This window comes from Psychrobacillus sp. FSL K6-4615 (assembly GCF_038008225.1).
GTDB lineage: Bacteria > Bacillota > Bacilli > Bacillales_A > Planococcaceae > Psychrobacillus > Psychrobacillus psychrotolerans.
This window is the reverse complement of the sequence record NZ_JBBOYQ010000001.1, coordinates 3415016-3441768: the sequence shown is the minus strand read 5'-3', so window position 1 is coordinate 3441768 and position 26753 is coordinate 3415016. Positions and strand designations below refer to the sequence as shown.

The following is a 26753-nucleotide window of genomic DNA, read 5'->3' as shown; positions in this document are numbered from 1 at the left end:
AAAGGAGAGTACTTAATTTATGTCTAAAAAAACAATTTACTTTTTATGTACTGGAAATTCGTGCAGAAGCCAAATGGCAGAAGGCTGGGGAAAAAGATATTTAGGTGACGAGTGGGAAGTTCTAAGTGCGGGCATTGAAGCACATGGTTTAAACCCGAAAGCTGTTAAAGCAATGAATGAGATCGGAATTGATATTACTACCCAGACCTCAGATATGATAAATATGGAAACACTCAATAATGCAGATTTTGTGGTGACCCTTTGTGGCGACGCTGCAGATAAATGTCCAATGACACCACCACATGTAAAACGTGATCACTGGGGCTTTGAAGACCCTGGAAAAGCAGAAGGAACGGATGAAGAGAAGTGGACAACCTTCCAACGAGTTCGTGATGAAGTTGGTGAAAGAATTAAGCGTTTTGCTGAAACTGGGAAATGATATAATGTATGGTAAGTACAAGAGTTAAAAAAGAACTTGAACCTTCAAGTTCTTTTTATTTACCCTTACAGAAGTAAATATTAATTTTAGAGATCTTCATAAATACCTTAGAAAACCCATATAAAGTAAAAACAAATCATAAGGATGGTTAAGTGTCTTTCATCTGGGTTATTGGTTATTTGTGTACTGCGATGGGCTTTAGTATAGGTGGGTATATAGCTTGGAGCACGAAGGGTTTCCAGCACAAAACAGATTTTGTTTACAGTGTTTGTGCGGGGCTAACTCTTGGCATATTGAGTTTTGAAATTGCACCAGAAGCAATAGAGCTAGGAAATTGGATTACTTTCATATTTGGTTTTGTTGTGGGAATCCTATTATTTGAAGCAGCACATATTATTTTGACAATCTTACTTGGAAAAACAGCGGATCAGCGTAAGGGTCTTCCTCCGAAGGTAGGAATCCTCTTATTACTCAGTATTTCATTCCACAATTTGCCGATTGGGATTGTTTTGGGTTCTACACATGATACAGCAGTAGAATTTTCAATGCTTCAAGCCATTCTCCTCCATAATATACCGGAAGGCATAATTGTATTTACTCTTTTGTTTGTACCCGGTCAGAAGATTTGGTCCTGGTTCATATTTTCCTTACTTGTTGCAGCTCCTGTAGGATTGGGAGCTTATTTTGGCAGTACATTAGGAAACAATAATCCTTTTTTATGGTCGTTTTCAATTAGTTTGGCTGCTGGTACAATCTATATGATTATTGTGAAAGAAGTTATTATGGAAGCGATTAAGGATACTTCCAATGTATTACTAATTTCTACTATTAGCTTTGGATGTATAGGATTGTATTTTTACTTTATATAACGTTCTTCTTTAGTAAAAAATAATACAGTAAGATCTAGCTGGAGAGATTACATTATTAATGTTTTGCATGGTCAATTGCTTGATGCAACAGATTCATAATGTGATCGTCAGCACTTGAATAATATAAGGTTGTGCCTTCACGTCGAAATTTTACTAAACGTAGATTTTTCAAAAACCGAAGTTGATGGGATACCGTAGACTGCCCTAAGTTTAGTTCCTCTGCAATATCATTTACTGAATACTCTTTGCAGCAAAGTAAATTTAATATCCGAATACGTGTTGGATCACCTAAAGCTTTAAATGTCTGGGATACGACAAACAGCGTTTCTTCATCCAAATCATGTGGGTTCGTTTGTACTTCTTCTCGCATACCTTTTCATACCTCCGTTTATTCCTTATATTAGTGGTGGTGATGTGCGTGTGGATCAGGTCCTTCTGCTTTAGCAGTACATAAAATGGAATTATCACAGTTGTGAGAAGCTGTTTCAAACTGAATCGTCACATGCTGAATATTTTTATGTCCTAAATCATGCTCAATTTTCTGTAGCATCTTTTCGCCTTCTACAATCATCAATTGATCTTCGACTACGACATGGCAGGAAAGAGCATTTAAACCACTTGTAATAGACCAAATGTGTAAATCATGAACGCTTATGATTCCGTTTGTCTGTTCAATTGTCTTAACGACGTCATTTACACTAACATTTCTCGGTGTACCCTCCATCAGTACATGTAAAGAAGCTTTCGTCACATAGTAACCACTGCGTAAAACTAGTGCTGCAACGATGACACTTGCTAATGGATCCGCCCAACCCCAACCAAGGAACATGATTAATAAGGCTGCAATAATTGCACCGACAGAGCCTAACATATCACTAATCACGTGAAGAAATGCCCCGCGCATATTTAAATTATCTTTCGTATCACTGCCACGCATCATAATCCACGCAACAAGAATATTGACAGCTAACCCGATGCTACTAATAACAAGCATTCCCGTAGTTGCGACTACTGGTGGATTAGTAAAGCGTTCAAATGCTTCATAAAATATAAATAGTGCAATTAATATCAACGTTACACCGTTGAATACTGCTGCTAGAATTTCAAACCGTTTAAAGCCGTAAGTATTATTAGCATCTGCTGCTTTTTCGCTAAATGTAAATGCCAATAGGGCAATACCTAGTGAGACAGAATCACTTAACATATGTCCAGCATCTGATAGTAGGGCTAGACTATTTGTCATATATCCGCCTATAGCTTCTACAACCATATAGGTGGTAATAATAAAAAATGAGATCAATAATACTTTCTTATTTGCCCCATGTGCATGGTTATGAGTATCCGCCATATAAATCCCTCCGTTATTTTTACATTTCTATTAAACGTTATATGATAATATATTCATATATACAGATTATGTTCATTTAAGTACTTTGTCAATCAATATACTCACCGTTATTGCTGGGATTCTTCTGACACTTAGGATTTTTACATTTACGCTAAATTCATAAAACGTAATACTTTACATACCCCCTATAGGTACTATACAATGTGAATAAGAAGTATAGGAGGTTGATGAGTTGGATAGTGTAATGGAAGAAAATACAATCACTTCTGATAATTCTTGTAGAAAAAGTCATCATCCTGAACATATAAAAAAAGATTTAACGAATCGGTTAAATCGTATTGAGGGTCAGATCCGAGGGATAAAAGGCATGGTAGACAAAGACGTCTATTGTGATGATATTATTACTCAACTTTCTGCAACTCAGTCCGCGCTAAATAGTGTTGCAAAAGTACTTTTACAAGGGCATTTAAAAGGCTGCGTAGTCGACAGGCTAGCAGAAGGCGATGATGAAGTACTCGATGAATTATTAGTTACCATACAAAAATTAATGAAAAAATAAGAGGAGGAATTTTAAATGGTTAACCAAGTAACATTAAACGTACAAGGAATGTCATGTGGTCACTGTGTTAGTTCTGTTGAAAACAGTGTAGGGAAGTTAGATGGAGTAAATGAAGTGAAAGTTCACTTAGAGTCAGGAAAAGTAGACATTTCATTTGAAGAAGATAAAGTGTCACTAGAGGTAATTAAAGAAACAATTGATGATCAAGGCTACGATATAGTGTAAGGACAGTAGAGTGCTAAATAGCACTCTCTTTCTTTCAAATAATTATACCCCCAGGTGGTATAAAGGAGAGGTTACAATGAGTAGTGAAACAAAAGAAACTAGTTTACAAATCACTGGAATGACCTGTGCTGCCTGTGCGACTAGAATCGAAAAAGGGCTAAATAAAATGGACGGTGTAGAAGTAGCCAATGTAAACTTGGCACTGGAGAAGTCATTGATTAAATACAATCCTGAAAAATTGAGTAATAAAGACTTTGAACAGAAAATACAAGACTTAGGGTATGGTGTTGTCAAGGAAAACAAAGAGTTTGTCATTACGGGAATGACCTGTGCTGCATGTTCTACAAGAATTGAGAAAGGACTTAACAAGCTAGAGGGAGTAACCTTGGCGAACGTTAATCTGGCACTAGAAAATGCAACGGTAGAATATAACCCTGCTCAGATTTCAGTTGCAGATATTATAGGGCGAGTAGAGAAATTAGGGTATGGGGCCATCAATAAAGAGGACGAAAAACAGGCTGTTGACTACCGAGAACAAGCCATTCAAAAACAAAAGAAAAAGTTTATTATCTCTGCGATTTTGTCTCTCCCATTATTGTGGACGATGGTCGGTCATTTTTCGTTCACATCATTTATATATATGCCTGAATTCCTTATGAATCCATGGGTGCAGATGGCTTTGGCAACACCTGTCCAATTTATCATTGGGAGACAGTTTTATGTAAGTGCATATAAAGCATTAAGAAACGGTAGTGCCAACATGGATGTCTTAGTAGTAATGGGTACTTCCGCTGCTTATTTTTATAGTGTTTATCAAGCCATTATTACTACAGGTGAACACCATACAGCAAATCTATATTTTGAAACGAGTGCGGTGCTAATCACCCTTATTATATTAGGGAAATTGTTTGAAGCAAAAGCAAAAGGGCGGTCCTCTGAAGCTATTAAAAAACTCATGGGACTTCAAGCTAAGACTGCCTTAGTAATTAGAAATGAAACTGAAATAGAAATACCTCTAGCGGAAGTTGTAACGGGAGATACTATATTAGTAAAGCCTGGTGAAAAGATACCAGTTGATGGCGAAGTTGTAGAAGGAAATACTGCTATCGATGAATCTATGCTAACTGGCGAAAGTATTCCAGTGGACAAAGCTATTGGTGATGCATTATTTGGTTCAACTATTAATAAGAATGGCTTTCTAAAGATGAAAGCTACAAAAATTGGTAGAGATACTGCGCTTGCTCAAATTATTAAAGTAGTAGAGGATGCGCAAGGATCGAAAGCTCCGATTCAAAGGCTTGCTGACAAAATCTCTGGTGTGTTCGTGCCAATTGTAATTGGTATTGCGATTCTCACTTTTTTAGTATGGATAATATGGGTGAATCCAGGTGAAGTCACGCCTGCCCTGGAAGCTCTGATTGCTGTTCTTGTCATTGCATGCCCATGTGCGTTAGGACTTGCTACCCCTACATCTATTATGGCTGGGTCAGGTCGTGCAGCGGAGTTCGGGATTTTGTTTAAAGGCGGAGAGCATTTAGAAACTACTCATCATATCGATACAGTCATTGTAGATAAAACAGGAACTGTTACAAATGGTAAACCAGAACTAACGGATATAGTTGTAGCAAGTGGCATAGCGGAAGAAGAGTTTCTTTCTTTAATCGGTGCCGCTGAAAAACAATCGGAACATCCACTCGCAGAAGCAATTGTAAAAGGTATCCAAGACAGAGGGATATTACTTAAGGGAGTTCAGAGCTTTGAAGCAATTCCAGGATATGGAGTGAAAACAGTTGTTGATAACAAAGAAATACTTGTAGGTACTCGAAAACTCATGAATAGTTACCATGTTGATATTTTGAATATATTACCTGTGATGGAGGAGCTTGAGGCTAATGGGAAAACAGCAATGCTTGCAAGTATTGAGGGACAGTATGCAGGTCTAGTAGCTGTTGCCGATACCGTTAAAGAGACTTCAAAGAAAGCTATCAAGCGTTTACGTGATATGAATATTGAAGTAATTATGATGACAGGTGACAACCAACGTACAGCAACAGCAATTGGTCGAGAGGTCGGTATAGATCATGTTATTGCCGAGGTACTTCCGGAAGGAAAAGCGGAAGAAGTAAAAAAACTTCAGGCTGCTGGTAAGAAGGTAGCGATGGTTGGAGATGGTATTAATGATGCGCCAGCGTTAGCAGTTGCGGATATAGGTATGGCTATTGGAACAGGAACCGACGTTGCAATGGAGGCTGCAGATATCACATTGATCCGGGGGGACTTAAATAGCATAGCCGATGCTATCATCATGAGCCATAAGACAATGAGGAATATTAAACAAAATCTATTCTGGGCGTTTGGATATAACGTATTAGGTATACCAATTGCAGCGGTAGGCTTACTTGCACCCTGGGTAGCAGGAGCAGCAATGGCATTTAGTTCTGTATCAGTTGTCTTGAATGCATTGCGTCTTCAAAAAGTGAAACTAGAAAAGAATAGACCTAGCGGATAAGAACGAATTTCATGGTAGGAGGATAATGATGAAAAAAATAGTAATTGGAATTGTCTCATTAGCAACTGCATTTACGTTGTCGGCGTGTGCCAGTGATGACAAGGAAGCAAGTAAACATGAAAACATCGAGATGGATCATTCAGGCATGAATCACTCTAGTACAGGTGAAGTCCCAGAAAGCGTGAAAGTAGCTGATAATCCGACCTATGAAGTTGGAAGTCAAGCCATTCTTAAAACAGATCATATGGAGGGAATGAAAGGTGCAGAGGCAACTATCATTGGTGCATATGATACGACTGCCTATATAATTTCCTACACACCAATATCTGGCGGAGAAAGAGTAGAAAATCATAAGTGGGTCATTCAAGAAGAGTTGAAAGATGCTGGAGATAAAATTTTAGAGCCGGGGACAAAGGTTACGATTGAAGCTGACCACATGGCTGGAATGAAAGGTGCTGCAGCAGATATTGATTCAGCAGAACTAACAACTGTATATATGGTCGATTACACACCAACTTCAGGTGGAGAAATAATGAAAAATCACAAATGGGTTACGGAAAGTGAATTATCTACAAAATAAACAATAATTAAATAAGATTTAAGAATTGAAAGAGCCTATTCCTTTATAGAATAAGCTCTTTCAACATATTTACTTGTATAAGTAGAAAGCTTGGAAACACTACTTTTCCACATAGTATATATTAAAAGATTGCAATTAATTTATCCAGTAAGCCAGTTACATCAAGGAATACAATAATAATTACTAATGGAATGACGAACTTCATTATGAAAAACCATATATTAAATGCAGTAGCACCTAAGCGAGAATGCTGTAATAGTTCTTCTCGTAAAGTACTTTTCTCAATCTTATGTGAGATGAAAATAGAGATTAAAAGTACTCCTAATGGCATTAAAATATTACTAACTAAATAATCGGCGGAATCAAATAGACTTTTCGAGAAAATGAGAATATCAGCAAAAACGCTATAAGATAATGCGGATGGGATTCCTACTATGAATATTAATAGTCCAATGATATACGCATACTTTGTTCGCTTCTCTTGTTTTCCTTTGACTAAAGACGCTACGATTATTTCTAACATAGAAAAGGCCGAGGTTAATGTAGCAAATAAAAATAATGCCAAAAATCCTATTAAGAAGACTTCTCCAAAAACAATTTGATCAAAAACAGCAGGTAATACAACAAATAGCAAACCAGGACCTTCAGCTGGTTCTAAGCCTAGTGAAAAAACAGCGGGGAAAATAGCTAACCCTGCCAATAATGCAATCAACAAGTTCATTGAAACGATTGAAATAGCTGGTTGTATAAGGCTTTCTTTTTTAGAGAGATAAGAACTATAAGTAACCATTACTGACACGCCGACACTTAGTGAGAAGAAAGCTTGTCCCATCGCAAATAGCACACTTTGGGATGTGATATTCGAGAAATCAGGGGCTAGAAAGAATTTCACGCCTTCCATAGCGCCATCTAGTGTAAGGGAGCGAATGATGAGAACGATAAATAGTCCAAACAAAGCGGGCATCAAAATTTTATTTGCTTTTTCAATACCATTTTGTATCCCATTAGCAACCACGACAACTGTAATAGCCAAGAATACAAATTGAGCAATAATAACTATGAGAGGATCTCCAATGGTCGTGTTAAACACGGACCCATAATCTGCACCCTCACTAATTACTCCACCAAACATCCCTTTAGCAAAATAGATTAGAATCCAACCACCAATTACACTATAAAAAGACAATAGAAGAAAGCTGGTGAATACTCCTAACTTTCCGATCCAATGCCAATTAGTATTAGGAGCAAGACTACGATATGCACTAATCGCTTCTTTTTGCGTGCTTCTCCCAATGACAAACTCAGCTAATAATAACGGAAATCCCATAAACAAAGTAAATAATATAAAAAGAAGGAAGAATGCCCCTCCTCCGCTAATGCCTGTTACGTAAGGGAGCTTCCATATTGCCCCTACTCCGATAGCCGATCCTGCAGCTGATAGGATAAAACCAATCTTTGATGACCATTGCTCTGATGTTTGCAAACGAACCATTCCAATCTATTTTTATTATGTCTTTTCTATATGAAAAGACAAAAAAGCCACGTCTCTATCTTTTACGATAGGGACGTGGCTATTCACGCGGTACCACCCTAATTGGAAACAAATCTATGTTTCCCACTTGGTTAAAATAACGGTTTAATCCGTTCTTATACTACGTCGTTTTTTTGATGTAGTATAAAAAAAGCTCCAAGAATGAAATTCACCTAATCTTTGTATCAGTTTTCACCAACCACTGATTCTCTACCAACAGGGAGACCGGCTTAATATAGTTCTTTTCGTCGCTCGTTTAATATAAATAATATTAAACGAAATTATAGTATGATACCACCTATTGGTCAACCTTTTTATTTTGAAGTAAATATTTTAACACAAGGGGTCTTGCTACTTTCAATCCCTAATAACTGTTCTTTCATGGCTAAACCACCCCTGTATCCGGTCAATTTTCCGCTTTTTCCGATGACCCGGTGACAAGGAACGGTGATTAATAAAGGGTTTGCACCAATAGCAGTGCCAACAGCACGAACTGCATTAGGTTTCTGTATCTGGTGAGCGATATCCGTGTACGAAACTGTTTGGCCATACGGGATTTCCTGCAACACTTTCCAAACAGCTTGTTGAAACGCTGTACCATGAAGAGCCATTGGCACTGTGAATTCTGTACGTCGGCTCTCCAGATAGTCCGTCAGTTCCGTTTCATAGGATTTCAGTACATCCTCATTTTCCGAAAGTATATAACTAGGGAGTCGTTTCTTTACCCATTTAACAAGTTCTTCAAATGGCGCATGCTGTGAACCAACATAACAAAGACCTTCTGTAGTAGCGGCAATATACATCTCCCATGGTCCGCAATTTAAGAATGTCCAGTACACAATCTGTTCCTTATTTCCCTCCATTCCTGCACCTCCATTGATAGTTTCTTTATTTATAACATAGATATGATATAGAATGTTTTTTCTATCTTTGGAGAACGGCGATTAGTTTTATATTAGTCTGTGGGATGGTACCTTTCGAGCTAAAAAATATATTTACAAGTTCAATACTTCGGAGTATTATTACCTTCAAATTCTCTTCAAGAAATAGGTTTTTCAAATCTGGTTCTAGGAAGTGCTCGTATGCAAACTCTTAAAAGGAAAAGAAGGACTATGTCGCCACCTGTTATTATTGCAGGAAGTTTTTTGTTTTTAATATTCGTTGGAACCCTTTTGTTAAAATTGCCTATTGCAACAACCACCCATATATCTTGGATAGACGCATTATTCGTAGTTACGTCGGCGACTACTGTGACAGGGCTTAGTGTGTTTGACCCTGGGAGTACATTGACTATATTTGGAGAAGTTGTATTAATGGTACTTATTCAATGTGGTGGCATTGGTTTAATGACATTTGCAGTAGCTATACTAATACTGTTAAAGAAGAAAATAGGCTTCCAAAACCGTATTTATATACAAGAATCATTCAATCAAAACTCAGTTGGAGGCATTATAAAGCTAGTGAAGCTGATTTTAACATTCGTTCTATCGGTTCAACTTTTCGCCACATTGGTTTTGACTATACACTGGATACCGACTTTCGGATTTAAGGAGGCTTTATATTTAAGTGTCTTTCATGTAATCTCGGCATTTAATAATGCTGGGTTTGCCTTATTTCCTGATAACCTCATTGGCTTTGCGCATGACCCTATTGTGAATATCGTTTTATCATTATTATTTATAATCGGCGGAATCGGGTTTACTGTAGTAGTGGATATTCAACAGAAAAAGTCATTTAAGCAATGGTCCCTTCATACGAAAATGATGGTTGTAGGAACCATCATTATCAATGTTATAGCTATCGCTTTTGTTTTCCTGTTGGAATATAATAATCCGGCAACAATTGGCTCTATGCCATTACAGGATAAACTAATGGTATCCTACTTCCAAGGTGTAAGTCCTCGTACAGCAGGATTTAATACATTAAATTACGGTGATATGGAAGATCCGACTATACTCGTCACGATGGTTTTAATGTTTATAGGAGCAGGTAGTGCATCGACAGCGTCTGGTATTAAGCTAACAACATTTATCGTAATCGTATTAGCAACATTTTCTTTTTTACGTAAACGTAGTGAGCCAGAATTATTTGGAAGGTCTATTCGTTTGGAGACAGTTATAAGATCTCTAGCGATTTCAACGATAAGTTTATTTATAGTCTGTTTTTTTTTATTTCTATTAACTGTTACCGAAAAGATCTCCTTCTTACCTCTAGCATTTGAAGTTGTATCGGCTTTTGGAACAGTTGGACTATCAATGGGGATAACCTCACAAATTAGTGATATAGGTGAAGTGCTTTTATGTATGGTAATGTTTATCGGGAGAATTGGTCCTCTAACTTTGTTTTTCATACTTATGAAGCCAAAGAAAGTTCATTATCGATACCCGTATGATCAGGTTTTCACAGGATAATTTCAAACAAAGAGTCGTCTACTTTAAAATAGACGACTCTTCTTTTTTTGCGTAAAAATGCAATGTTGCAAAAATGTAATGCTAACGTCATCTAAAGCGAATGCTCGAAATAACGATTTCTCCTATACTAAAGTCAGTAGCAAGGAAGGTTTAAGAAAATAGAAAAGGAGCTAATAAAATGAAAAAATTACTTATGGTATGTCTAACTGCCTTTTTAATATCAACAGTGTTAACAGGGTGCGGTATGTTCGAAAAAGCAAATGGAGTAATTCTATATGGGGAAGAACAACAAATCATCGATTCTTTAGAGCGAGAGAAGGATGAATTAGTAAAGGAAGATCAGTACAAGATTAAAATTGTGGAAAATGATGGGCAACGTATCCTTGTCTTAAAAGACGAAACTGCTCAATCACTTGTAAAGAAAAAATTAATAAGAGAAATAACAAATCAAGAAAAAGCTAAAACAGCAGTAATTTCATCTCTTCCGAAAGTAGCGGTGGGTGAGGGAATACTTTTTGCTAAGAAAGAGCCAGCAGCACTTAACTTAGAGGGCATGGAGTTAAACGTAAAATATGAGGGGAACAATGTCATTGGAAGAGGAAGAGCATATGCGGACATGTTTCTAATCGTAAATGATGCTGATTGGGCTTCGATTAAAGGAACAGAAAAAATGATGGCTTTACTAGAGTATGACAAAGATCCTAGTGCAGACGGATTAAGTGATTATGGTGTAGAAGAAAGAACACTTGTGAGATTTAATGATTAGTTAAGTAGGGGCTGTCCATATCCATGGGCAGTCTTTTTTTGGATAGATGTAAAAAAGGAAATAACTACCTACATGTAGTATATATATTAATGACATGAGGGGGCAGTATGGAATGTATCACTATTTTGAAGGGCTCGTTATTAGAGAAGGAACAAAGGGAATTCCTGCCGAATATGTAGAGGAACTCTTTAAAGATGCGGGTTGGAGTAAGCATACACCAGACTGGCAGAAAGAGAAGTTCACCTTAATATTTGAAAATTCTACCTGGGCATATACCGTTTGGGAGGATGAAAGAATGATTGGAATGGTCAGAGTTATTTCCGATCAAATAATGGCAGCAAATATTATGGATTTAGCAGTGCATTCGGAATATCGAGGAAAAGGAATTGGTCAAAAGCTTGTACAATTATGTGTGCAAAAGCTTCCGCACGGCGATTGGTTCGCTCATACATCTGCTAATAATTTTAGTTTTTATGAGAAATGTGGCTTTGAAGTAAAGGATTTAAACCAACATGGAACATGTACTTATTATGGGTACATACAAGCGAGAAAAGATGGGCATAGATGAAATGAAGTCATTTACTGGGGGAGTGGTAATAATTGGGTGAGCGATGGGAGAATAAGAAAGAAGTTAGAAAGGAACGTAGAAAGTATAGTGAACATTATACTTTTGGTGACTTTGTATTTGATGTTTTCTTTTGGATACCAGAGTTACTTCTCCTGCCTTTCCGAATGGGTTTCTGGTTAGTTAGAGGCGTAGGAAGAGTTATCGGTAATCTCATTGATGGTATATAATAGGATTTATCGTAAGGAGTGGTGGGTATGTGGAATTATATGGCATTTGAAGAGTTGAGTGCATTGGAATTACAACGAATTTATAAAGTAAGAGTGGCGGTTTTTGTAGTGGAGCAGAATTGTCCTTATCCGGAAGTAGACGATGTAGATCTTATTAGTACACATATTTTTAAAGAAGAAAATAATGAACTAAGTGCATACATGCGTGTGTTCCCGAAAGAAGATATGATCCATATTGGTAGAGTTTTAGTAGACCAAGAACATAGAAAATCTGGTTTAGGTAGAGAGCTTGTAGCTAGGGGGATGGAATATATCGAAACTATTTATCCGGGAATGGCTATCTATGCTCAGGCTCAAGCTCATTTGGAGGATTTCTATAAGTCCTTTGGTTTTGAAACAGTGTCAGAGGTATATTTGGAGGATAATATTCCTCATATTGATATGGTAATGCCAGCTGGAGAAATGAACTAGTTATTGTACATAAAAAATCGGCTCCTTCTTTTAGGGGCCGATTTTTATGGCATTTAGTTGAAATATCATGAGAATCAATCGCAAGTCAACCTGTTTGTTGTTGTACTTTTTTTGTTTTATGAAGAGTATGTGCAGTTCCCCATTCATGCATAGCCATCAAAATGGGTTCTAAGCTTCTTCCATACTCACTCATGGAATATTCCACTTTCGGTGGGACCTGAGCGTAGACATTACGGGTAATAATATCTTCCTCTTCTAACTCTCGAAGCTGTTTTGTTAGCATTTTTTGAGTAATGCCAGGTACACTACGTTTTAAATCGCTGAATCTTTTTGTACCTTCTTGTAATAGGATTAATAAAATAATCGGTTTCCATTTTCCCACTAGAATACCTAAAGCGTCGTCTACTTTGCAAAGCTCTGGTTGCATTTCTATCCCCATAATGCGATCTCCTCTCATTAGTATCATTTAGTATACTATACCACTTTTTTGTGCGTACTTATGTATTTTGACTTTCAATATTATACTACTCGTAGAGGTAATAGTTATTAACACCGAAAATGGAGAAAAGTATTTAATTAGAAGGGTGAGGTAAATGGAAAAATATCGTATTGATCAAAGCAAAGGATTGGAATTTGGGTTATATACATTAGGGGATCATATGCCGAATCCACATACAGGAGAACGTATTTCTGCAGCGCAGCGCATACATGAAATTATAGAGTTGGCAAAGTTAGCAGAGCAGGCGGGAATTGACTTTTTCAGTGTTGGAGAAAGTCACCAGGAATATTTTGCAACACAGGCTCACACAGTTGTTTTGGCAGCAATTGCACAAGCAACTAATAAGATTAAGATTGCGAGTTCATCCTCAATCATCAGTACGTCAGATCCAGTTCGAGTCTATGAAGACTTTGCCACAATAGATTTGCTATCCAAAGGACGTGCAGAAATTGTAGCTGGACGTGCATCTAGAATAGGTCTATTCGAATTGTTAGGGTATGATGTTCGATATTATGAGGAATTATACGAAGAAAAGTTTGAGCTATTATTGAAGATAAACCAAGAGAATGTCATCAATTGGAGTGGACAATTCCGAGCACCATTGAAAGATGCAAGTGTTATCCCACGCCCGCAAGACGGTTCACTGCCTATTTGGCGTGCAGTCGGTGGACATCCTGCAAGTGCGATTAAGGCAGGGCATGCTGGTGTCCCAATGTTTTTAGCTACTTTAGGAGGACCAGCGTCTTCTTTTAAACGCTCCATTGATGCATATCGCGATGCAGCTAAAAGTAGTGGCTATAATCCTGCTGAACTTCCAGTAGCAACTGCAGGCTTCTTCTATGCAGCAGAAACGACACAACAAGCACAAAACGAATACTACCCTTATATCAATGAAGGAATGAAATTATCGAATGGCGGTGGTTACCCTAGGGATGCATTTGCTTTAGGTGCTGACCCACACAATGTCATGAATATTGGAAGTCCGCAGCAAATCATCGAAAAAATTCTATACCAGCATGAAGTATTTGGCCATCAAAGATATATCGGACAAATGGATTTTGGCGGCGTACCTTTCGAGAAACTTATGAAGAATATTGAACTTATTGGCACTGAGATTCTGCCTGCTATTAAAAAATATACAGCTAAGTAGTATTAAATCAATAGTAATAATAGATACACCTTGGGGCGATTAGAAATTCGTTACAAGGTGTTTTTTGTAATAGTGCTTCCTCTAGAAAGCTGTCTTAAAAAGATATCATAACGTTTTCAGATTTAACTAATCAATAGGATTTATGGAAGTCTACTCATTTTGACGCTATGTTTTATTTGATTTCGTCGGCTAACGCCTGAAGCTTTTCTCTATCTAATATTTTGTAACTCATTTTTATTTTTTCTATCATACCTGCTTCTGATAATTGAGCAAATGTATGCAGTAAATGTCGGTAGGATACGCCGAAGTAATCGCTGATTTCCGTATGCTTTTCCCTGTATATATCTTCGTGTGAGGATAAAAGTATAAACTCTGCTAGCTTATTTTCTAGCGGATACGCTTGATGCTTTGTATACTTGGTAGAATGAGCAGTAGATTTATTACTTAAAAATATACATAAATATTTCAGGAAGTGAGCATCCGCTAGTAGTTTTTCTTTGCATTTTTTAATTGCGATTCCTAAACAAATGCATTTTGAGCTAGTTTGTATACTTTTGGAATACTTTTCTTCGTTTAATAGCTCGATTTCTCCCATGAATATTGGTGGGGTTAAAAAGTTGATCAATGAAACTTTGCCATTTTTGTGGGACACGTAGAGTTTTGCCTTACCTTCTACCATATAAAAGAGATACTCAGGTGCTGATCCTTCTTGAATGATAAAATCGCCCTTTTCAAATTGAAAAACCTGTACAAAGGGAGAAATGTCAAAAGAAAAAAGTGATTGAATTGTATATTTTTCTATGTAATATGCCTTTTCTAACCCCTTTAGTAAATTCATGGTATGTCATCCACCCTTCAAATATATGAGATATCTCCTATTATTATAATTTGACTCATGCTAACATTCAATCTAGCGAATGGAGGTTTTGTAAAATGATAAACAATCAGCGTTGGCTTTCGCAGAGCTTTTTTGTCTTCTTTTTTACATGGGGAATCTTTTTGCCATACTGGACTGGTTGGTTAGTTGAAGGGAAGGATTTAACTGTAGCTAATGCAAGTATGATTATGGCATTTGGTTTAGTTGCACGTGCAGCAGCAACAATGTTTTTATTTCCTTTTATGTCTAAATTTATGAGTAGCAAAAAAATAATTATTACCTTTACTATACTGGCTTTATTTGCAACTGTTCTCTATATACCGGCAACTTCTAGCATGTCTTTGCTACTGATCACATTATTATTTAGTTTAGTGTATCCGACGTTAATGCCAGCCATTGAAAGTGGGGCTTCTTCACTTGTACGACAAGGAAAGGTGCACTACGGAAAAAGTCGGTCGTATGGATCCATTGGGTTTGTCGTTGCAGTACTTATTATAAGTATGTTAACAGGGGTTTGGGGAGAGCAAGCGATTCTTTGGAGTATGATCATAGGATTATTATTTTTATTGATCAAGCAGTTCATGCCGACTCCGCTAGTCTTACTTGTAACTCCCTCTCCACAAGATAGGAAAGGAAAGCTATCGATGAAGGAGCTTTGGAAAGTAAAAACATTTCCGATTGTACTCGTCGTTGTTTTTTTACTTCAAGGTGCACATGCTGCCTATTACAATTATGGATATATTTATTTGCAGGGTTTAAATGTAAATCCTTTCTATATCGGTATGATTATTAATATTGCGGTTATTTTTGAAGTTTTGTATTTCATGAAGGCGGATAACTTTTTGTCTAAGTGGAGACCTTCCTCCTTATTGTTGTTAGCAGGGATTGGTTCTACCATCCGCTGGGGTATGATTTACTTATTCCCTAGCGTTGGAATGTTTATCATTTCTCAAGCGCTACATGCGCTGTCTTTCGGAATGGCGCATATTGCTTTTATTCGCTACTTGAATTTATCTTTACCAAAACAACAAATTGCCAATGCGCAAGGTATTTATTCCGGATTAGCACTTAGCCTAAGCACAGCTATTTTAACATTTGTTGGTGGCTATCTATATGAAATTGAACCAGGTTTATCTTTTTTAGGTATGATTTTATGTACAATTCCAGCAATGATTATTATTCTGGTAACACGTAGAAGATTTAGCTACTAAGCTAAGGAATTGTGAAAAATTAGTGACGACAAAAAAGTAGTTATATTCGTTTTGAATTCAAAGTAATTGAAAGTAGTATAATAAGTTGTTATGATTACCAAGGTAATAAAACATTGGAGGAAATAATTAATGAATATTTTAGTAGTAAAAGCAAATAACCGTCCTTCTGCAGAAGCTATTTCTGGCAGAATGTATGATACATTTATGGCAAATCTAGAAGGCGCAAACGTAACAACTTATGATGTATTTGCAGAAGACATGCCTTTTATCGGACAAGATCTTTTTAATGCATTTGGTAAATTATCAGAGGGATTAGAGTTAACAGAATTAGAAGCTCGTTTAATAGCGGCTAAACAAAAAGCAATGGATGCTATAACTGCTGCTGATGTAGTAGTATTCGCATTCCCACTTTGGAACTTAACAATTCCAGCACCATTACAAGTGTTTATTGACTATATTTACCAAGCTGGCTTCTCGTTCAAATATGACGAAAATGGTCAAGCAGTGCAATTGTTAACGGACAAGAAAGCAGTTATCTTAAATGCTCGTGGTGGTATTTACTCTGCACCAGAAGCAGCACCAATGGAAATGGCTGTTAACTACATGAAAAATGTATTAGGTGGCGTTTTCGGTATGCAAATTGTGGACGAAGTAATTATTGAAGGCCATAATGCTATGCCTGCACAAGCAGATGCAATCGTTGCAGAAGGCTTAGAAAAAGTAAAAGCAGCTGCTACAAAACTTTCAAAACAATTAGTATAAAATTATCAATAAGCGTTCATGAAGTCTATTACTAGACTTTATGGACGCTTTTTTTGTTGCGACCGATTCTATATAATTTAAAAAAGTTTATTTCATAAGGATTAAGGGCACCTTTTAAATATAGGAGAATATAAAGGAGTGGTTAGTCTATGAGAAAAACAGTTGCAGAAGTGATATTGGATCAGCTATCTTACTACGGCGTTAAGCGTATTTATGGAGTCACAGGGGATACAATTATTGGATTATTAGATGCATTAGCTAAACAGGATCAGATTGAATTTATAGCAGTGAAACATGAATCGGTTGCAGCATTTATGGCTTCTGCAGAAGCGAAGCTTACCGGAAACCTTGCAGTTTGTACATCTACAATGGGACCAGGTGCAACAAATCTGCTAAATGGATTGGGAGATGCATATGCAGATAGAGCCCCAGTACTAGCTATCACAGGTCAAGCACCATTAAATAAAATTGGTACCAATTTTCAACAATATGTAGACCAACAAGAGCTGTTTAAACCATTTGCTACCTACTCGGCAAATTTAGCTAGTGAAGATGCAATTGTTGAGTTACTACAGAAAGCTACTCAAATCTCATTGCAACAACGAGCGGTTACCCATCTTTCTATTCCAAAGGATTTATTTGAGAAAGAGACCGAGGTAGAGGCACGACCACTTCCTCAAGTAATTGAAGGAGCAGAGACATTCCAAAGGGATGATTTGGAAAAAGTAGCGAGCCTGATGAAAACAGCAAAGAAACCGATGATATTAGCTGGAGCAGGTGCCTGGAAAGCCACTGAAGCGATTGAAGGTTTAGCTAAACTATGGGGAGCAGGCATTATTACAAGCTTCGGTGGAAAAGGACTTTTTGAGGAGACAATTCCATATCTTCTCCAAGGGATTGGAGAAGGAGGAAACCCTCATGCCCCGAAAGTTTTTAAAGACGCTGATGTTGTACTTCTTGCTGGTGTTTCCTGGTGGCCAGAAGGTTATGTTCCGGAAAAGGCGAGAATTATTCAAATTGATACACATATAGAAAGTGCTACAAGTGGTATTCCAGTGGAACTTGCTATTAAAGGTAAAACGGAGCAAGTTGTTCCACTTCTTCATGAGACCATCGCAGGACATGAGCCGAATACCGACTGGCTTAATCGTATTGAGCAGATTAAAACTAAATGGGCTATTGAGAACGAACAAGAAGGGAGAGCCACGGATTACCCGTTACACCCTTCACGTATAGTACGAGGCATAGAGAAATCAGTTGCAAAAAACGCAATCCTAACAATTGATACTGGAGATGTAACAGTATGGATGAATCGTAATTTTAGGCAAAGTAATCAGAACATATTTTTTTCGGGTTATTGGCGTTCCATGGGCTTTGGATTGCCTGCAGCAATCGCAGCGAAAATGGAGAAACCAGAGGAACAAGTTGTTGCTATTGTAGGTGATGGAGGCCTCGAGATGGTGCTAGCAGACCTTTTGACCGCTACTCGGTATAATTTAGATATTACCGTTATTGTATTCAATAATGGTTCGTTACAAATGGAAAGTGACAAAATTCAAGCAGCAGGTTTAAAAGAAATAGGAACTAAGCTAACTAACCCAGACTTTGTTAAGATAGCGGAAGCATGTGGGTGGAAAGCCTTTCGAGTCCATGATGAGGACAAGCTAGAGTCTGTCATTCAGAGTGCAATCGCGTCTGCGGGGCCAAGTTTAGTAGATATTCCGACTGCTCAAGCTTTCTTTCCGGAAACAGAATAAGAAAAGCGATATCTCCATTGGAATACGAATGGGGATATCGCTTTTCAATTTTGTCTAGTTCTAGCGCCTAGCCTCTTGAGTCACTTCAGGATTTTAGTAAAGACAAGGTACGCCTTTACTAAAATCCTTTATCGGGGCTTACATAGGCGCTTCACATTTCGAATTAAAACATCGGGAATACATAGGAGATTAAGAACCAAAGAACACCAAAGAATATGATTAAATATGCTGCATATTTGATAAAAGTAGCTCCAACCATTCCTGAGTCAGTTCTTTCCTCGCGATGCACCTCTACACGTTTTTCTTCTTCCATATTAGCTCACTCCTAATGTTATAGTCTTAAAGATTGAGTACCCATCGGAAGAATGTGGTAAACATCTAGACATTAAAGAATAAGTATGTGGTTGAATGCAGTGAAGCAATACTTTAGAATGGAGACTAATAAGTGAATGGGGGAAAATAATATGGCAGCTTTACCAAATTGCCCAAAATGTAATTCTGAATATACATACGAAGACGGAAATATGTTTGTTTGTCCGGAATGTGCTCACGAATGGTCTCAACAGGTGGATAGTGAGAATAATGAGGAACAACAAATTGTAAAAGACTCAAATGGAAATATCTTAACGGATGGGGATGCGGTAACGGTTATTAAAGACTTAAAGGTAAAAGGCAGTTCTTCTACGTTAAAACAAGGTACAAAGGTAAAAAGTATCCGAATAGTAGAAGGAGATCATAATATTGACTGTAAAATTGATGGGTTCGGTGCGATGAAGCTAAAATCCGAATTTGTGAAGAAGATATAAATATAGAAATGTAGGTATAAACGTATGATGAAAAACACACTTGGAAAATTAAGAATTGCAGGTATTTTAGACGGGATATCCTTGGTAGTCCTTCTGTTTATTGCGATGCCCTTAAAGTATTGGATGGATATACCAATGGCAGTTACGATAGTTGGATCTGTACATGGTTTTATCTTTGTTTCGTATGTACTTGTTATTTTATATGTACAAATTCGATTAAAGTGGAATATTATCTGGTCTATGTTAGCTTTGGCAGTAGCATTTATTCCTTTTGGTAATTTTATTTATGACTGGCAATTAAAGAAGATGGCAGTTCGTTTTCATAACTAATAATCAAGTAAATTTAAAAGACTTAAGTCCGATTACATATGGACTTAAGTCTTTTAATTTTTCTTTAAGGTTTAATACCTAGTCAAATTCAAAAGAAAAAGTAATTTAGATGAAATGATTCTAAAGGCTTGGTTCTATATTATCGAAAAAAGTGTAATAAGTAATGTATATATAAATAAATTATGATACATATGATCTTATTGTGATGCTTATTATTATTTTTGCTAAAATGTAGCTTTATTTTAATAATTTTCCATATATCATTTTTAGAGTATTCATTGTATTTTCTTTAGATTGATTCTTCAAATTATAAAATTATTTAGGAGGTAATGTTTTTGAAAAAAGTATTGTCAATTGCGACAGCAGCAGCTATGGCTATTAACATTGCAAGTGTTCCATTTAATGTGTTAGCCCAAGAGCTACCAGTTCAAAGTGTGGTGAATACAACAATAGAAGGGAAGGTTAATGCAACAGCAAAAGTATCAAAATTAACAGCATATGGAACAGAGTTTGAAGCGGCATATGATAATAATTACAGAATGCCTAATTCGAATGTAAAAGAGATTACTACAAATGCAGGAAGCTATTCAGGGACGAAGCTAGAATACATATTAGATAATCAGCCGAACACACATTGGGAAACCGATAAAAACAATAGTGATACGTTTACAAATGAGCTGATATTTGAATTAGAGGAAGCCGATGTACTAGATAGAATAGGTTTTTTAGCAAGATCAGTAAATCAAAAAGGCTTTCCAGAAGAATTTGAGATTTATGCATCTGAGACAAGTGATGGCGAAACATTCCAACTAGTTGCTAGTGGAACGGCAGTAAAAACTAGTGATTTTGTAGAATTTAAATTCGAACCAACAAGTTTTAAAAGAATAAAGTTTAAGTTTAAAAAAGCTAATATAGATAGACCATTTGCAGCAGAATTTAGATTCTATAAAGAAGATGTTCTAGCAGATCAAATGGCAAGATTATTTACGGATAGCAGTAAAAACCAAGTATCCGCAGATTTCGATACGGTAGAAAAGTTAAATCAGTTCGAAGACGATGTCAAATCTCATCCTTTATATGAACAGTTTAAAGAAGATATAGAAAATGCTAAATATGTATTAAGCACACAAAAGATAGAAGCAACTACAGCGGTAACGAAAACATTTGGTCATTATGCGAATACAAAGTATGCTGAACTATTTCGTATGGACTATGATAATATCGAAAGTATTAACAACAATGCGGGTCACTATAGCAACGCTGTAATCGGAAAAGCTGTTGATGGCAATTTAGATACGTATTGGGAAACGAATAAAGGTAATACATCCACTTTCTCTAATGAAGTAGAAGTCACATTCAAAGACCTAGTTACATTAGATAGAGTTATGTACGGAGCGAGAAAATCTGATCGTAAAGGGTTTGCAGAGGAATTCGAAATATATGCTTCTCAAACCTCACAAGGAGATACATATCAGCTGTTGGCAACTGGTCAACACATAATGGAAGCAGGCTTAATAGAAGCTAAATTTGCACCTACCACATTTAAGCGTATTAAGTTTAAGTTCAAAAAATCAAATCAAAACTGGGCAACATTATCTGAATTAGCATTTTATAAAGAAGATGTGATCCAAAATAAGGTGCAAAGTATTTTCACTGATAATACAATGAGCGCGGTTACGGACGAATACCGTACGTTAAATCAAGTCATTGCGCTAGAAGAAGAAGCAAAGTCACATCCTTTATATGAAACTTACAGAGAAGGCTTTGAACTAGCCAAAAGAATTGTAAAAGGCGAGCTGGTCACTGAAGGAAGAATTATTGAAGCTGAACAGCACGGTGATATGGTCAGTCATGCTCAACAGAATTTGAAAATGCCATATGGAACAAATAACCAGCCAACAGGAATCGCAGTTAAAGCTGGGGAAAAGATTACTGTATATGTCGATGCAGATGCTAGTGGCCAATTACCGCAACTAGTCTTCACCCAACAGGAAGGTAGTTGGAATGCGTGGGCAAGGTCTGTCAATTTAAAACCAGGTAAAAATGAATTTACCGTTCCAACCATATACACAGGAAATGTTACGCAGGGAGGGCCTCTCTATATCGTAAATCCTTACACGCCTGAACAACAAAAGAAAGCTCCTGTCATAAGAATTGAAGGGGGAGAAAGATTCCCGATTTTCACAAAGACGACAAATCCAGAAGAATTTAAAACGTTTTTAACTGACTACAATAGTCGGTTAAATGCGGACGTAGCAGCACATCCAGATGTAAAAGAACGCGATTTAATTGATGTAGTAGAAATCGTGAGTGATCGCATTATCTTTACGGGTACAGCTTCAGCGGCATATAAACAATATATTAACGGAAATCATGACCCGTTGAAAACAGTAACTGGTTATGATGTCTGGATTAGTAAGGTATTTGACTTCTCTGGATTGGATGAAAGCAGTGAAGTTCATGATCCAAAATATATTAGAGAAAACATACGGTTGATGCAACCATATGGCGCAATGTATGCAGCAGGGAATCATACAGGTATACAAAGAGGTACTGTTCCGTTCATGTTCAGTGATTTTAGTACAACGTATCCAGGCTGGGGATTAACACACGAGATTGGCCATCGAATGGCTGTTGGTGTCAGGGAATATGGCGAAGTAACAAATAACATGGTATCCATGGCTATGTCAGTATCCTATAATTCTATCGATAACCGAATTCCCTTTGAAAAAATGTATAACTATTTAGTGGAAGAAAACAAATCGGTTATGAGTAATCTATCTTTACAAGAAAGACTTGGAGCGTTCTGGCAACTTGAAATAGCTCATCCAGGCTATTGGGTAGAATTAAATAAATACTATCGTGAAAGATCCGTATCCCTCCCGAATGGTGATCATTCCAAACAACAATACTTAATTCAATTTTCTTCGGAAGTGTTAAATATGGATTTAAGTAGTTATTTTGCTAGACATGGATTTACGGTTAGTGATGAAACGAAAGAAGAAGTAAGTCAATATCCTGCTCCTAAAAAAATATGGTATTTAAATAATAGTGTAGTAGGCTATGAAGGGACTGGCTTTACTGCAGATGCTTCGGTCAATGTGAACATCGCTCGTAACGAAGCGAATCAAACAAATACGCTAATGCTTGGAATAGAAACAACGAATAAAAATCATTTACTAGGATATGAAATTATTCGAAATGGTACATTGATAGGCTTTACTTCCAATGCAACGTTTGTCGATCAAAACGTTGATGTGAAAGAAAATTATACCTATGAAGTCGTTGCGTATGATAAAAAGCTAAATAGCTTAAAACGTGTTGAAGTAAAATCATTCAAACCTACTATCTCCATCGAAAATCAGTTGACACTTAAAATAAACCAACAATTTGATCCAATAGATTATGTACAAGTAGTTGACTATCAAGGAAATAATATTACAGAAGATGTTACGATTACATCAAATGTGGATATAACCAAAAAAGGGAACTATGAGATTGTTTATACAGTGAACAGTAACGGCGTTACTGAAACAAAGACGACCCAAGTTACAGTAACAAGTGATTTCGAGTATGCTTCGGATATAATTCCGGTTTCAATGAACATAGCTTGGGGTGGTTATAAGAAAGACAAATCACCATCTGGGGGAGCAATCGGACTAGTTAGACAGGGACTAGAAATAACGTATCCTAAAGGAATCGGCGCACATGCTAAGTCAGAAGTGGTATATAATATCGATGGTAAAGGCTTTGATTTCTTTGAAAGTTATATTGGCATCGATCAAGCGGTTAGGGGACAAGGTTCATCTGCGAGATTTGAAATATGGGTTGATGGAAAAAAACAATATGTGAGTGACGTGGTTGGATCAAATACAGGAAGTGAATTTGTGAAAATTCCATTAACCGGTGGAAAAGAAGTAAAACTTATCACAACTGATGCCGGAACTAATGGTAATACGGCCGATCATACAGTGTGGGCTGATGCTAAGTTTATAAAAAACTCTAGCTCACCAGTGCTTATCGTTCGATCTGAAGCAACCAAAGTTGGACAACCAATCGATATTAAAGGGGAATATTCAGCTACTGATGCAGAAGATGGCGATTTGACTTCTAAAGTAGAAGTAACAGGTATTGATAGTGTGAACTTTAATAAAGCTGGTAAATACGAGCTTTTCTATACTGTAACAGATAGTGAAGGGAATGCAGTAACAGAAAAAAGAATAATCTCAGTAGTAAATATGGAAGATTACGAATACCTATCAGATGATGATTGGAAGTCGACTCAAAACAGCTATGCAACACCTCTAAAAGATAAAGCTACCAGTGGTAATAGTTTAAGATTAACAAACGAAGGCGGCAGTGAAGTAGTCTATGAAAAAGGAATTGGAGCACATTCTAATTCAACAATTGTGTACGATTTAACCGTTAAAGATGCATCTTACTTTACCTCATTTGTCGGGGTAGATCATCAAATGTATAACAGTGTAGGTTCTGTTGTGTTCCAAGTATATGTTGATGGTGCAAAGCAATTCGACAGTGGGTTAATGACATCTAAAGTTCCTCAAAAATTCGTTGAAGTGAATCTTGCGGGAGCAAAGGAATTAAAATTAGTCGTAACGGATGGCGGTAATGGAGATGGTTCTGACCATGCAACATGGGGAAATGCTAAATTACATTATGTAAATGCTGATAAAGTATATACAGGTGATCTAGTATCTCTAATAGATGTTGCTGAGGCAATAGAAACCGATGGATATACTGAGGCTAGTGTGAAAGCTCTACAAACTGCTATAGCAAAAGCAAAAACAGTATTAGCCAATAAAAACGCTATACAAATTGAAGTAGATGAAGTATTAGGAGTATTAGAAGTAGCAAAAGCAGGGTTAGTAAAAGTGGATTTAACTCAAGTGATAACAATTAAAGAAAACTATTTAAGTAATACCATTAAAAGTACATTACAGTTAAAGGGTGATATTACGCTTGGTGATATGTATAAACTCACCAACCTAACAATTGAATCCTCTGGAGCACGTTCACTAGAAGGATTAGAATATGCGGAAAATCTAGAGAAACTTGTCATAAAAGGAAATGAAATAACTGATTTCTCTCCATTAAATGGATTGAGTAAATTAACTACATTGATTGTTGATACTCAATTTGTTGAAATGGGAGAAATAAAAGGTCCAGTAATTGAAGTGGAGAATATTGTGATAGGGCTAGATGGTAAGAAGGTTAAACCTGATTTAGTTGCATTTAGCCACACGATTAACCGTGAAACAAAAGAGTTAGATGTAAATGCAATGGATGATAATCCAGAAAATTTCACAGTAGACCTTACAAATGAAGAAAAAGGACTTTATTGGTTAGGTGTTACTTATAAGATTGAAGGAAATACGGATACGGTTATATTACGTTACCTAATCAATAATAAATAAAAGTATTTGATAAAATTCCACAAGCCCAGCTGCCATTTCGTTTAACGGGAGCTGGGCTTTATTGGTAGATAAATTTGTTCATAATAAATGTTTTTTAGCTCCAGAGGTCTTCTGATTTAATAACTAATTCTGCTAAATACTCCCCAGCCACTAGCATTCTGGAGCCATACCAAAACATCTCACCATCCACTAATATTATTTCTGTATGGGGAAGAAATGATTGGAACTCAGTTAAATGTTTCTGTTGAAATGGAAATGGTTCTGAAGCTAGGAAAAGTTTATCAAGTTGAGCATTAGCTAACTGCCCTTTTGTTACAACAGGATATCTAGAGCCTTCGTTAGTAAAAGGATTTTGATAGCCCATTTGATGTAGCACGTCATTTATATAAGTGTTGCCACCAACGACCATATAAGGTTTCCGCCAAATAACATATGCGGCTTTACCATTTTCTTTACCTACTACGGATTGAAACGATCTTTGGCAGGAAGTTAAAAGGAGGTTTGCAGTCTCTGTAGTCTTTGTAGCTTCACCAAGTGTAGTGATGAGCCTATATGCATCCAGTATAGATTTTACCTCTAGCACGAAAACTGGTGCTATTTTTTCAAGTTCCAATACCATTTCTTTCGTGTTTTCCTCTTTTTCAGCAAATATAAGATCGGGCTGAAGCGCTTTAACTTTTTCAAAATCAACTTCTTTTGTTCCTCCTACAATCGGGACTTGGTCAACTGTCCCTTTAGGAAAGATACAATATTTAGTGCGACCAATTACTTCTTTTTCTAAGCCTAAAGAGAAAAGTGTTTCTGTAATGGCGGGGCATATAGAAATAATGCGTTTAGGTGAATGAGGAAGAATCACATTTCTACCAAGGTGATCTATAACTTCATGCATCTTTATGGTCCTCCTTTAATTATTCAGCTAAGTAATAAGTTCGTGGTAAGAGAAGAGTTCTCCTTTACGTTTTGATAAATTAAAACAATTAAAAGAAAAAAACCAAGGAGCTCCATTGAACGTCCTTGGTTTTGATACTCATATAGTTATTTTTTCTTCCTATACTCATTAAGCTTCTTTTTACCCTCTGCTTTTCTTTCTTCTAATGCTTTTGTATTAATCATTGTTTTTCCCAAAGTAAGTAGTGTGATAAACATGACCCCTGTACCTACAACCAAGTATAGCATGGTGAATATTTTACCTAAATTGGTTACAGGTGTTAAGTTTGTATTTACACCAGTTGGGATTAGACTTACAACGCAGAAGTATATGGCATCTACGACACCCCAACCTTCTTTATTTGTATAGAAGAGTGTGCCAGAAAGAATGATAAGAAATAACGTGGTAAAGAGAGATAAGAACATCGGAGTTTTAAAAGCTTTCACTAAAGCTTCAATAAATCTTTTAACGGTTAAAATAAAGGACAACATACTG

General features: G+C 36.7%; 27 protein-coding genes and 1 other annotated feature. Of the genes, 18 read left to right on the top strand and 9 right to left on the bottom strand.

The features are described from left to right. Positions 1 to 19 precede the first annotated feature (19 nt). Both arsC and MKX53_RS17230 read left to right on the top strand, forming a co-directional pair. Positions 20 to 439 (top strand): arsenate reductase (thioredoxin), encoded by a 420-nt coding sequence (arsC, locus tag MKX53_RS17235; RefSeq protein ID WP_340912844.1) that lies wholly within the window; start codon positions 20 to 22, stop codon positions 437 to 439. A 152-nt stretch (positions 440 to 591) separates the two neighbouring features. Then, positions 592 to 1308, top strand: a complete 717-nt coding sequence (locus MKX53_RS17230) for a ZIP family metal transporter (RefSeq protein WP_340912842.1) — start codon at positions 592 to 594, stop codon at positions 1306 to 1308. Between the two features lie 55 nt (positions 1309 to 1363). Here the strand turns inward: MKX53_RS17230 and MKX53_RS17225 are convergent, their stop codons facing one another. Together MKX53_RS17225 and MKX53_RS17220 are read right to left on the bottom strand one after the other, a co-directional pair. Beyond that, positions 1364 to 1678: an ArsR/SmtB family transcription factor gene (locus MKX53_RS17225; protein ID WP_093537369.1), complete on the bottom strand. Its 315-nt coding sequence runs from the start codon at positions 1676 to 1678 to the stop codon at positions 1364 to 1366. A 30-nt stretch (positions 1679 to 1708) separates the two neighbouring features. Next, positions 1709 to 2656, bottom strand: coding sequence for a cation diffusion facilitator family transporter (locus MKX53_RS17220; protein ID WP_340912841.1), 948 nt, complete (start codon positions 2654 to 2656; stop codon positions 1709 to 1711). A gap of 244 nt (positions 2657 to 2900) precedes the next feature. Between MKX53_RS17220 and MKX53_RS17215 the strand changes: the two genes are divergently transcribed. The 4 genes from MKX53_RS17215 to MKX53_RS17200 all read left to right on the top strand — a co-directional run bounded on the left by MKX53_RS17215 (position 2901) and on the right by MKX53_RS17200 (position 6529). Beyond that, positions 2901 to 3215, top strand: coding sequence for a metal-sensing transcriptional repressor (locus tag MKX53_RS17215; RefSeq protein WP_093537587.1), 315 nt, complete (start codon positions 2901 to 2903; stop codon positions 3213 to 3215). A gap of 15 nt (positions 3216 to 3230) precedes the next feature. After that, positions 3231 to 3440: a copper chaperone CopZ gene (gene copZ / locus MKX53_RS17210; protein ID WP_093537371.1), complete on the top strand. Its 210-nt coding sequence runs from the start codon at positions 3231 to 3233 to the stop codon at positions 3438 to 3440. 76 nt (positions 3441 to 3516) lie between these two features. Next, the gene (locus tag MKX53_RS17205) at positions 3517 to 5949 is read left to right on the top strand and encodes a heavy metal translocating P-type ATPase (RefSeq protein WP_340912839.1); all 2433 of its coding nucleotides are present in this window, start codon (positions 3517 to 3519) and stop codon (positions 5947 to 5949) included. Between the two features lie 28 nt (positions 5950 to 5977). Then, complete coding sequence (locus MKX53_RS17200; RefSeq protein WP_340913391.1) at positions 5978 to 6529, top strand: YdhK family protein; 552 nt, start codon at positions 5978 to 5980, stop codon at positions 6527 to 6529. A gap of 121 nt (positions 6530 to 6650) precedes the next feature. Here the strand turns inward: MKX53_RS17200 and MKX53_RS17195 are convergent, their stop codons facing one another. Together MKX53_RS17195 and MKX53_RS17190 are read right to left on the bottom strand one after the other, a co-directional pair. Further along, complete coding sequence (locus tag MKX53_RS17195; RefSeq protein WP_093537374.1) at positions 6651 to 8012, bottom strand: sodium-dependent transporter; 1362 nt, start codon at positions 8010 to 8012, stop codon at positions 6651 to 6653. 75 nt (positions 8013 to 8087) lie between these two features. Then, positions 8088 to 8318: a binding site (T-box leader), on the bottom strand. A gap of 56 nt (positions 8319 to 8374) precedes the next feature. Next, positions 8375 to 8923: a methylated-DNA--[protein]-cysteine S-methyltransferase gene (locus tag MKX53_RS17190; RefSeq protein WP_340912836.1), complete on the bottom strand. Its 549-nt coding sequence runs from the start codon at positions 8921 to 8923 to the stop codon at positions 8375 to 8377. 219 nt (positions 8924 to 9142) lie between these two features. Here MKX53_RS17190 and MKX53_RS17185 point away from each other — a divergent pair, with 219 nt between their 5' ends. The 5 genes from MKX53_RS17185 (at position 9143) to MKX53_RS17165 (ending at position 12503) form a co-directional block, all read left to right on the top strand. Next, the gene (locus MKX53_RS17185) at positions 9143 to 10471 is read left to right on the top strand and encodes a TrkH family potassium uptake protein (protein WP_340912834.1); all 1329 of its coding nucleotides are present in this window, start codon (positions 9143 to 9145) and stop codon (positions 10469 to 10471) included. 178 nt (positions 10472 to 10649) lie between these two features. After that, on the top strand, positions 10650 to 11237 hold the full coding sequence (locus MKX53_RS17180; RefSeq protein ID WP_093537377.1) for a lipoprotein BA_5634 family protein: 588 nt from the start codon (positions 10650 to 10652) through the stop codon (positions 11235 to 11237). Between the two features lie 112 nt (positions 11238 to 11349). Beyond that, positions 11350 to 11805 carry a GNAT family N-acetyltransferase gene (locus MKX53_RS17175; protein ID WP_093537378.1) on the top strand — a complete coding sequence of 152 codons (456 nt, stop codon included), beginning with the start codon at positions 11350 to 11352 and terminating at the stop codon, positions 11803 to 11805. Between the two features lie 32 nt (positions 11806 to 11837). After that, entirely contained in the window at positions 11838 to 12032 is a 195-nt protein-coding gene (locus MKX53_RS17170; protein WP_340831811.1) for a hypothetical protein, read from the top strand. A 27-nt stretch (positions 12033 to 12059) separates the two neighbouring features. After that, entirely contained in the window at positions 12060 to 12503 is a 444-nt protein-coding gene (locus tag MKX53_RS17165) for a GNAT family N-acetyltransferase (protein WP_340912830.1), read from the top strand. A gap of 85 nt (positions 12504 to 12588) precedes the next feature. Here the strand turns inward: MKX53_RS17165 and MKX53_RS17160 are convergent, their stop codons facing one another. Then, on the bottom strand, positions 12589 to 12936 hold the full coding sequence (locus MKX53_RS17160) for a winged helix-turn-helix transcriptional regulator (protein WP_093537588.1): 348 nt from the start codon (positions 12934 to 12936) through the stop codon (positions 12589 to 12591). Between the two features lie 160 nt (positions 12937 to 13096). Between MKX53_RS17160 and MKX53_RS17155 the strand changes: the two genes are divergently transcribed. Beyond that, positions 13097 to 14152 carry an LLM class flavin-dependent oxidoreductase gene (locus MKX53_RS17155; RefSeq protein ID WP_340912827.1) on the top strand — a complete coding sequence of 352 codons (1056 nt, stop codon included), beginning with the start codon at positions 13097 to 13099 and terminating at the stop codon, positions 14150 to 14152. 172 nt (positions 14153 to 14324) lie between these two features. Here the strand turns inward: MKX53_RS17155 and yeiL are convergent, their stop codons facing one another. Further along, positions 14325 to 14990, bottom strand: coding sequence for a transcriptional regulator YeiL (yeiL, locus tag MKX53_RS17150; protein WP_340912825.1), 666 nt, complete (start codon positions 14988 to 14990; stop codon positions 14325 to 14327). Positions 14991 to 15088: 98 nt separating this feature from the next. On the opposite strand from yeiL, the gene MKX53_RS17145 reads away from it, so the two are divergent. The 3 genes from MKX53_RS17145 to MKX53_RS17135 all read left to right on the top strand — a co-directional run bounded on the left by MKX53_RS17145 (position 15089) and on the right by MKX53_RS17135 (position 18759). Further along, entirely contained in the window at positions 15089 to 16240 is a 1152-nt protein-coding gene (locus tag MKX53_RS17145; protein ID WP_340913390.1) for an MFS transporter, read from the top strand. Between the two features lie 129 nt (positions 16241 to 16369). Then, complete coding sequence (locus MKX53_RS17140) at positions 16370 to 17002, top strand: FMN-dependent NADH-azoreductase (RefSeq protein WP_340912821.1); 633 nt, start codon at positions 16370 to 16372, stop codon at positions 17000 to 17002. A gap of 149 nt (positions 17003 to 17151) precedes the next feature. Next, a complete protein-coding gene (locus MKX53_RS17135) occupies positions 17152 to 18759 on the top strand; it encodes a thiamine pyrophosphate-binding protein (protein WP_340912819.1) in 1608 nt (535 codons plus the stop codon). Between the two features lie 163 nt (positions 18760 to 18922). Here MKX53_RS17135 and MKX53_RS17130 read toward each other — a convergent pair whose 3' ends face one another. After that, complete coding sequence (locus MKX53_RS17130) at positions 18923 to 19072, bottom strand: hypothetical protein (RefSeq protein ID WP_175454042.1); 150 nt, start codon at positions 19070 to 19072, stop codon at positions 18923 to 18925. A 151-nt stretch (positions 19073 to 19223) separates the two neighbouring features. Here MKX53_RS17130 and MKX53_RS17125 point away from each other — a divergent pair, with 151 nt between their 5' ends. The 3 genes from MKX53_RS17125 (at position 19224) to MKX53_RS17115 (ending at position 25330) form a co-directional block, all read left to right on the top strand. Continuing rightward, on the top strand, positions 19224 to 19565 hold the full coding sequence (locus MKX53_RS17125) for a zinc ribbon domain-containing protein YjdM (protein ID WP_093537385.1): 342 nt from the start codon (positions 19224 to 19226) through the stop codon (positions 19563 to 19565). Positions 19566 to 19589: 24 nt separating this feature from the next. Further along, positions 19590 to 19895, top strand: coding sequence for a DUF3817 domain-containing protein (locus tag MKX53_RS17120; protein ID WP_340912816.1), 306 nt, complete (start codon positions 19590 to 19592; stop codon positions 19893 to 19895). Between the two features lie 335 nt (positions 19896 to 20230). Then, on the top strand, positions 20231 to 25330 hold the full coding sequence (locus MKX53_RS17115; RefSeq protein ID WP_340912815.1) for an NPCBM/NEW2 domain-containing protein: 5100 nt from the start codon (positions 20231 to 20233) through the stop codon (positions 25328 to 25330). 94 nt (positions 25331 to 25424) lie between these two features. On the opposite strand, the gene MKX53_RS17110 is transcribed toward MKX53_RS17115, so the two are convergent. Together MKX53_RS17110 and MKX53_RS17105 are read right to left on the bottom strand one after the other, a co-directional pair. Then, positions 25425 to 26219, bottom strand: coding sequence for an ABC transporter substrate-binding protein (locus MKX53_RS17110; protein WP_340912809.1), 795 nt, complete (start codon positions 26217 to 26219; stop codon positions 25425 to 25427). Between the two features lie 146 nt (positions 26220 to 26365). Then, the gene (locus tag MKX53_RS17105; RefSeq protein ID WP_340912806.1) at positions 26366 to 26749 is read right to left on the bottom strand and encodes a potassium channel family protein; all 384 of its coding nucleotides are present in this window, start codon (positions 26747 to 26749) and stop codon (positions 26366 to 26368) included. Between the last annotated feature and the right edge of the window lie 4 nt (positions 26750 to 26753).